This is a genomic window from Streptacidiphilus melanogenes (assembly GCF_000787835.1).
GTDB classification, from domain to species: Bacteria; Actinomycetota; Actinomycetes; order Streptomycetales; family Streptomycetaceae; genus Streptacidiphilus; species Streptacidiphilus melanogenes.
Genome location: NZ_BBPP01000031.1, coordinates 22,533 through 30,715 on the forward strand (window position 1 = coordinate 22,533; position 8,183 = coordinate 30,715).

Annotated in this window: 6 protein-coding genes; 3 read left to right on the forward strand and 3 right to left on the reverse strand. The window is 71.5% G+C overall.

Annotated elements, in window-relative coordinates; translation table 11 throughout:
- Window positions 1–29: 29 nt before the first annotated feature.
- From TR49_RS27235 to wecB, 3 genes are read right to left on the reverse strand one after another with little or no spacing between them, the layout of a single operon-like run.
- The gene (locus TR49_RS27235; RefSeq protein WP_042386493.1) at window positions 30–641 is read right to left on the reverse strand and encodes an acetyltransferase; all 612 of its coding nucleotides are present in this window, start codon (window positions 639–641) and stop codon (window positions 30–32) included.
- Complete coding sequence (locus TR49_RS27240; RefSeq protein WP_042386495.1) at window positions 638–1,951, reverse strand: glycosyltransferase family 4 protein; 1,314 nt, start codon at window positions 1,949–1,951, stop codon at window positions 638–640. The genes TR49_RS27235 and TR49_RS27240 overlap by 4 nt, the downstream gene beginning before the upstream one ends.
- Window positions 1,948–3,060 carry a non-hydrolyzing UDP-N-acetylglucosamine 2-epimerase gene (wecB, locus tag TR49_RS27245; protein ID WP_042386496.1) on the reverse strand — a complete coding sequence of 371 codons (1,113 nt, stop codon included), beginning with the start codon at window positions 3,058–3,060 and terminating at the stop codon, window positions 1,948–1,950. The genes TR49_RS27240 and wecB overlap by 4 nt, the downstream gene beginning before the upstream one ends.
- Before the next feature lie 164 nt (window positions 3,061–3,224).
- On the opposite strand from wecB, the gene TR49_RS27250 reads away from it, so the two are divergent.
- The 3 genes from TR49_RS27250 to TR49_RS27260 are packed head-to-tail and all read left to right on the forward strand — an operon-like array spanning window position 3,225 to window position 8,133.
- The gene (locus TR49_RS27250) at window positions 3,225–5,939 is read left to right on the forward strand and encodes an O-antigen ligase family protein (RefSeq protein WP_042386497.1); all 2,715 of its coding nucleotides are present in this window, start codon (window positions 3,225–3,227) and stop codon (window positions 5,937–5,939) included.
- Window positions 5,936–7,159, forward strand: coding sequence for a glycosyltransferase family 4 protein (locus TR49_RS27255; protein WP_042386498.1), 1,224 nt, complete (start codon window positions 5,936–5,938; stop codon window positions 7,157–7,159). The genes TR49_RS27250 and TR49_RS27255 overlap by 4 nt, the downstream gene beginning before the upstream one ends.
- A complete protein-coding gene (locus TR49_RS27260) occupies window positions 7,156–8,133 on the forward strand; it encodes a D-glucuronyl C5-epimerase family protein (RefSeq protein ID WP_042386499.1) in 978 nt (325 codons plus the stop codon). Before TR49_RS27255 ends, TR49_RS27260 begins: the two co-directional genes overlap by 4 nt.
- Window positions 8,134–8,183: the final 50 nt, after the last annotated feature.

Sequence of the window (8,183 nt, forward strand, 5' to 3'; positions counted from 1 at the left end):
CCCGGGCAGGCCCGTGCACGCGTCCGGGGTCAACGTGGCCGGGCGGGGACGCCGACGACGAGCTGGCCACCCGACACGTCGCGGGTGACCAGCGCCGCGGCGCCGACGGTCGCGGCGGGCCCGATGCGTCTGCCCTGCAGCACGGCGGCGTTGCTTCCCACCGTCGATCCGGCCGCGACGGTCACGCTCCCGGCGATGTTGGCGCCGGGGAGGATGGTCACGAAGTCTTCGAGCACGGTGTCATGGCCGATGCTGGCGTGGTAGTTGACGTGAACGTGGGCGCCCAGGACGGTGCCGGTGGAGACGAACGCCTGGCCGAGCAGCACGCAGCCCGGCCCGATCCTGGCACCGCCGGAGACCACGGCACGCGGGTCGACCACCGTCGCAGGCCGCAGCCCGCGGTGGGTGAACAGCTCGGCCAGCCTCCGGCGTGCGAGGGGGTCGGCGATCGCGACGACGAACTCGTGCTGGTTCCCCTCGCGGTCCACGCGGCCGGGCTCCAGGACCTCGCATCCGTCCACCCGTGCGGCCCTGGGGTGTTCGTCGACGAAGATCACGTCGTGCTGTGGCGCAGCCGACCGCCGCACAGCGTCCAGCGTCTCGCGGCCGAAGCCGCCCGCGCCCACAATATGAAGTGTCACGGGGAGCCCTCCGAAAGGTCGTTGACCGGCCCGTAGGCGGTCGGGCCGGAGACCGCCTTGAGGAACGCGTCTGCCAAAGCGGTCGTCCCGTGGTGCCGGTAGACCCAGGACCGTCCACGGCGGCCCATCTGCTCGCGTTCCGAAGCGGTCATGCCGGCCAGTTGTGTCAGCGCGTCGGCGAGAGCGTCGGGCGACTCCGCGGGAACGCACACCCCGCCGCCGGATTCACGGACGGGGCCGCCTGGTGCGTTGCTGGCGAACAACACCGGTTTGCCGCAGGCCAGGTAGTCGAAGAGCTTGTTGCTGCTCAGGCCGTAGCGGAACACCGCGACGTCCCTGAGGCAGAACAAGGTCACATCCAGTTCGGCCAGCACGGCGGGGACGGCGCTCTTGGGTACGGGCGGCCAGAACAGCACGTTCTCCAGGCCCAGATCGTCCGCAAGCCGTTGGCAGGCGGCCTTCTCCGGGCCGTCGCCGACCAGGACCGTCGCGACCTGGGGGCGCCACGTGCAGCGGAGCCGCGCGGCGGCGGTGACGACGGTGTCGAGGGCGTTGGCGCGGCCGTGCGAGCCAAGGTAGCCGGCGACGAGATAGCCCTGTTCGCGCAGGCGCCTGATCCGTGTGATCAAAGCGGTCACCTGCAAGTCGTGGTCCGGGGCGTCCGGGGCCGGCGCCGGACGGTGCTCGACCGGTGGGCGGTGGTCGTCGATGCCGTTGGGAACGTAGTGGATCCGGTCGGCCGGGACACCCCGGGACTGCAGGTAGCCGGCGGCGGCCGGCAGGAGGCAGATCACCGCGGCCGCGCGCCGGTAGCAGAACGACTCGACCAGGTAGAGCAGCCGGGCCCGGATGCTGCCGGGGTGCAGCGCGCCCATGTCGATGAGCGTCTGAGGCCAAAGATCTCGCACTTCGACGACGAATCGTGCGCCGCGGAGCCGGGCGGCGACCCAGGCGGCCAGTACGGCCCCCGGGTGGACGCAGGAGCCCACGATGGCGTCGGGCGTGTCCAGGTCCCGCCCGGCGGGCAGGACCCGGGCGGCGTAGCTGCACATGTTGAGGAACCGCCGGTATCCGTTGCCGGTGTAGGCAGTTGTGCGGACCCAGACGAACCGGACCCCGTCGATGTGCCGGACCGCTGTCTTCTCCCCGGGTGCCAGCCGTTCCTCGCGTCGGGTGAAGTGGTTGAAACTGCTGGCGAAGACGGTGACCTCGTGGCCGGCAGAGGTCAGCACCCGCCCCAGGTCGTAGTGCCGGGTGCCGGCCGCGCAGTCGGGTGGCGCAGCGTAGTGGTTGAAGATCCAGACCTTCATGCCGTCACGCTCCGCCGGGTGGGCCGCGACACGAGCACCGGGCGCTCACCGCGATTGGCCAGTTGCGAGACGATTGCGGCGGCGGCGTGCCCGTCGCCGAACGGGCTCGGCGGCGGCCCGGCCGGACGGGTGCGGGCCACGACGGCGGGGAGGTCTCGAGGATCGGGCACCAGCACGTTCCACCCGTCACTGAGGGTTTCGGGCCACTCCGTCTCGGCCCGCAGGGTGCTGCACGGGGTGCCGAGAACCAGCGCCTCCTTCTGAAGGCCGCCGGAGTCGGTGACGAGTCCGGCCGCGGCGGCCAGGGCGGCGACCATCGTGCGGTACGGCAGAGGATCGGCCGTGCGCAGCGAACCGCCGACCGGATCGATGCCGAACTCGCGGCAGCGGGCGGCCAGTCGGGGGTGGACCAGGAGCCATACCGGTTTGGGGCAGGCAGCCAGGGCTGCCAGGACTGCGGACAGCCGCTGCGGGTCGTCGGTCGTGGCCGCCCGGTGCACGGTGGCGAGAAGATATCCGTCCGGGCTGTCGGCGAGGAAGCAGGGCAGTTCCGCGGACGCTCCGCCCGAGGAGGGCATCACGGCGCGAAGGCAGTCCACCATCAGGTCGCCGCACAGCACGGAGCGGTCGGCCAGGCCTTCGGCGGCCAGATTGTCCATCGCCGCCCGGGTGGGGGCCAGGAGCAGATCGCCGAGATGGTCGGCGACGACCCGGTTGCGTTCCTCGGGCATGGTGCGGTTAAAGGAGCGCAACCCCGCTTCCACGTGGGCGATCGACAGGTTCTGCGCCGCTGCGGCCAGGGTCCCGGCAAGGGTGGAGGTGGTGTCGCCGTAGGTGAGCACCCAGTGCGGCCGCGTCTGCGCGAGCACTGGGTCGAGCCTTGCCAGCATGTCCCCCGTCTGCAGGGCGGGAGTGGCCGAGCCGGCCGCCAAGTTCATGTCGGGCGACGGGATCTGGAGTTCGTCGAAGAACGACTGGGACAGCAGTGGGTGGTAGTGCTGTCCGGTGTGGATGATCGTGTGCTCGTGGCCGCGTCGGGCCAACTCGTGAGCGATCGGTGCCAATTTGACGAACTGGGGACGTGCGCCCACCAGGCTGACCACTTTCAAGGCCGACTCTTTCGACGCAGTGCACAGGGCGCTGGAAGAGTGGCGCCCCCGGAACACGCACTACTGTGCGTGCTTACGACACTACCCTGCGTGGTTGAATCGGCGGTGTCGTGCTCGCTGGTGATTTCGGAGGGCATTCCCACGTGCAGCGAATCATGGAAGTCATGCGCGCCCGGCTGCCGGGCCTGAGCCCAGGCGCGGTCGGCGGCACGGTAGCCGCCCGGCTGCTGGCCACGGCGATGAGTTTCGCCGCGAGTGTACTTTCGGCACGCGGACTTGGCGTGCACGACCGCGGGGTCCTCGCAGTCATGGTCTCGGTGCCTGCGGTACTGAGCATCGTCGCCGTCCTCGGCATGGACAACGCCAACGCGCGCTTCGCCGGCACCTCCCACACAGCGTTCCGCTGGATCGTGCGAGGGAGCCTGCTGTTCTCCCTGGCAGCCGGGTCCGCACTGCCCGGGCTCTGGCTGCTGCTCGGCCGGCACTGGCCGGCTCTGCTGCTCGCCGTCCCCTTCCGCCTCGCCGTGCTCTCCGCGGCCCTGTGCCCGGTCACCCTCCTCACCACCTTGATCGGCACGGCTGAGATCGGCCGCGGCCGCGTCACGACGTACAACCTCACGACCCTCGTGCCGTCAGCCTGCTACCTGGCCGGAGTCGCCGGCCTCCAGGCCGGCGGGACCCTGACGGTCGGCAACTGTTTCCTTTGTGTGCTGGCCGGACAGCTGGCCGGAGCTGTGGTGCTGCTGTTCGCGGCCACCGCCCGGGTCCAACCCGACGGCGAGTCGGTGCCCCTGAGGCTCTTCGGCGGTTTCGCCCTCAAGGCCTACCTGCCGAACCTGGTCCACTACGGCATGCTGCGCCTGGACGTCCCGGTGATCCAATTGCTGGCCGGGGCCGGAGCGGTCGCGCTGTATGCCGTGGCGCTGCCCCTCGCCGAGGGCCTGGCCCTGCTGCCGACCGCAGTCGCGCTGGTGCTGTTTCCCCGGGTCACCTCGGGGGCCGTCGACGCGCGGGCCGCCGGCCGGATCGCCGGGACCATGATCGTGACCACCGCCGTGCTTGCCCTCGCGGCCGCCGTGGCCGTGCCCGTCTTGATCCCGGCGCTCTACGGTCCGCCGTACGCCGGGGCCTCATGGGTGGTGTGGGCGATGCTCCCCGGCATGGTGCTGTTCGCCGCGGGCCGGTCACTCCAGGCCTACCTCGCCGCGTCGGACCTGCTGCGCCCCGTGATCGTCGCGACCGCCGCGGGCGCCGCCGCCGGCATCGCACTGCTGGGGATGCTGACGCCGCGGTACGGCGCGGTCGGAGCGGCCGCCGCGGACTCTGCGGGGTACCTGGTGTTCGCCCTGCTGGTCCTGTGCGGCGTGCACCGCAGTACGAAGGCCAGCTGGCCGTTGACCTCGCAAGCGGTCCCCGCGGTTCGGCGAAGCGCACAGCGGTGCGCCGAGCACGTTCGGCATGCCTGGTCAGCGCTCCACGGCCAGCTGGTCTTGCCAGTCGCGCTGGCGCTGCCGTCCGCTGCCGCCGCAGGCCTGCTCGCCTCCACCACCGGCCCGGCCGCCGCGGGCGTCGGCCTGGGCCTCGTCGTCCTGGTCTGCCTCCTGGTCCCTGACACGGGCCTCTACACCCTTGCGCTGGCGATCCCGCTGTCCCAGTCCCAGCTCGGGGCATCGCTTGTGACGCCGAAACGACTGCTCGCGCTGATGCTGGTGTGCGTGCTGAGCCGTGCCGTGAGCGGCCGCGGCATCGCCCGGCCGAGGCCGGGCGGAACCCTGGTGACCGCCGCCACCGTCGGCTACCTGCTCGCGGCCAGCGCCGTCACGGGAGGTGGCGACCCAGGAGCCACCCACAACTGGCAGTACCTGCTGCTGGTCTGCGCCCCGCTGCTGCTGGTGCCGTTGCTCGCGGCGCCGGGGGCCACGCTGGACCGGCTACTCACCGTCTTTTGCGCCGGCGCCGCCGCCCTGGCCGCGCTGGAGATCGTGCAAGCCGGCGCTGTTTTCGCAAGGAACACCGACCAGAGCCCGGACGACGTCGCAGTCCTGGCCATCACCCAGCCCGGCACGGCCAACCACAACGCCGTGGGCGCCCTGCTTGTCATGGCGGCTGCCGTGCTGCTGGCCCGCACCCGCGCCGCACGGACAGGACTTACGAAACTGGCCTGCTGGGGCGGCGTGCTGGTGCTCACCGTCGGCATCGCCTACTCGCTCAGCCGCGCCGCATACCTGGCCGGGATCGTCGTGCTCGTGATCCACGCCGGCCGTCGGCCGCTGCGCGCCCTGCCTCCGGTGGCCGTCGGTGCGGTGTGCCTCGCGCCGCTACTGCCGCCGGCGGTCGCAGCCCGATTCGCCTCCGTACTGGGCGGAAGCACCCTGGACGCCGACTCCGCGGTCCGGCTCGACCTGTGGAGCAGCGCGTTGCGGATGTTCGACACGCACCCCGTGTTCGGGGTCGGGTACCTCAACTTCGCCGGCCAGCTGCCCCTCTACTACCGCGCCACCGGAGACTACAACGCCATGTTCCTCCAGTTCCCGCTGCTCGAGTTCGCGCACAACACCTACCTGACCGTGCTTTCGCAAACCGGCCTGCTCGGAGCTGCGGGCATCGCGCTGCTGGTCGCATTCGGCGTGCGCCGCGCAAGGTCGGCACTGCGGGCGCACGACCTCGCGGTCCAGACGGCCGGCGAGGCCGCACTGCTGGCACTGACCGGAGCGGGCGTCTGTTCCGCCTTCGGCGAAGTCCTACTGGTGCCACCCCTGTTGGCCTGCCTGCTGCTGATCGTCCGCGCCGCCGGGCGAAGCGAGGAGACCTGCGCCCCCGTGGCGGCGGTCCTCCCCGCAGGCGGGCCGGTGCGGGTCCCGATCCTGGCGGGGCGATGAGCGGGCACCTGACCGAAAGCTCCGCACCGCTTCGCATCCTGCAGATCACCTCGACCGCTGTGGGCGGGAGCTGGTTCCACGACCAGGTCCGCGGCCTGGCCAGGCTGGGCAACGAGGTCTGCGCGGTGCTGCCGCGCGAAGGCCCGCTCGCCGACCGCCTGCGTGCGCTTGACGGCGTCCGAGTGGAGATCATCCCCTTCGGCCTGTCCCGCCACCCCCGGCAGTGGCCCGGCATCATCCGCGGGCAGTGGCAGCTGACGAGATTCATCCGGCAGTACCGGCCGGACGTGGTCCACGCCCACCTGATCATCGCCATGCTGGCCGCACGAGCCGCTGCCGCCTGCTACCCCCGGGCACTGATGGTCTCCCAGGTACCCGGTCTGGTCCATCTGCGCATGACCCCCTTCCGTGTCCTGGACCGAATCTCACTGCACCGCGACGACCTGCTGCTCGGTTCCTGCCGCGCGATCGCGGCGCGCTACCGGGCGATGGGCGCCCGCGCGGTCGAGGTCAGTTACTACGGCTGCGACGTGCACCGGTTCGACCCCGCGACACCCGCCGAGCCGTTTCGCACGGAGTTCGACCTCGGCGGGACGACACCCGCGATCGGCATGGTCGCCTACATGTACCCCAGCCGGTTCCGGGACTTCCGAGCCATCGGCGTCAAGGGGCACGAGGTCTTCATCGACGCGATGCCCCTGATCCTGCGCCGACATCCCCAGGCGAGGTTCTTCGTCGTTGGCGACGAACTCGTGGGCGACGGCCACTACCGACGCCGGCTGCAGGAGCGCGCGGCCCGCCTCGGGATCGCGGACCGGGTCGAGTTCACCGGCCTTCGAAGCGACATCGGCTCGGTCATGGCCGGCCTGGACGTCCTGGTGAACCCGTCGATGGACGAGTCCGCCTGCTACACCGTCGTGGAAGCACTGCTGATGCTCAAAGGGGTGGTCGCGAGCGAGGTAGGCGGCCTGCCCGACACGGTCCACGACGGCCGGACCGGACTGCTGGTCCCGCCCGCTGACGCAGCGGCGCTCGCACACGCCGTGGACAAACTCCTCACCGATCCCGACACCCGACGCGAACTGGCAGCACAGGGCCGGCAACTGGCACTGCACCAGTTCGACATCGAAAGGACCGTAGGCCAGGTGAACGACCTGTACCACCGGATGCTCGCAACGCCTCCGTACCGCTGCGCCCGGCTCCGAAGGAGCCGGGCGTGACGCCCCGACAGCGGACCCGGCCGGCGCCCGCTGTCCTGCTGCGCAAGGGCCTACAGGATCTGCGGCGGCCCAGCTTCCCAGTCGACACGCCGGCACTGTCCCGGCCGCAGGCCGCCGGGCCGCCGGGCCGCTACCCGCTGGACCTGCGGCCGATGACGGCCGCGACCGCACTGGACGGCGACGGGCTGGTCGTGACCCGGGCGCCGAACGGCGAGACCTATCGCAACCCCGTTTCGATGAGCCTTTACGCACTCGGTCGGCACACCGACGCCCTCAGCCCGAAGGGGCACAACAGCGCCGCAGTCGAGCGGCCGGCCGGCCTCCTGGCCTTGGTGGACCAAGCCCGTTGGCTCAGAGCCGCCCAGGACGGCAACGGAGGATGGCGCTACCCGGTCCCAGTGCCGCGCTACGCCGTGCCTCCGGGATGGTACTCGGCGATGGCCCAGGGCCTGGCCGTGTCCGTCATGCTCCGGGGCTACGCCCTCACGCAGGAGCGTTCCTTCCTGGACGCGTGCCAGGGCGCCAAGGAGCTGATGCTGCGCCCGCTGTCGGAAGGCGGATGCTCGCACTACGACCAGCAGGGACGACCGTTCCTCGAGGAGTGCCCGTCCGATCCGGCCAGCCACATCCTCAACGGCGCCGTCTTCGCGCTGTTCGGCCTGCTGGAACTGGGCCGCCAACTGGGCGCGCCCGAAGAAACCGGACGCTCAGCAGAGCGCATCCGCGACTCCCTGCCCGGATTCGACCTCGGCTACTGGACGAGGTACGACCTTCGCCACCGCGCTCCGGCCAGCCTCGCCTACCACACTTTGCACGTCTCGTTGCTGACCGCAGCCGGCCGGGTCCTCGACGACCAGCGCTGGCTGGCGACAGCCGCCACGTGGGACGCCTACACCCGCGGACCCGCCCGGCGTCTGCGCGCCGCCGTGGGCAAGGGCTGGTTCGTACTCGGGGAACGCCGTGCGGGCAGCTGACCCCACCGGGGCGGAACCCTCCGCGCCCGGGCCGGCCGCTTCACCGCTGC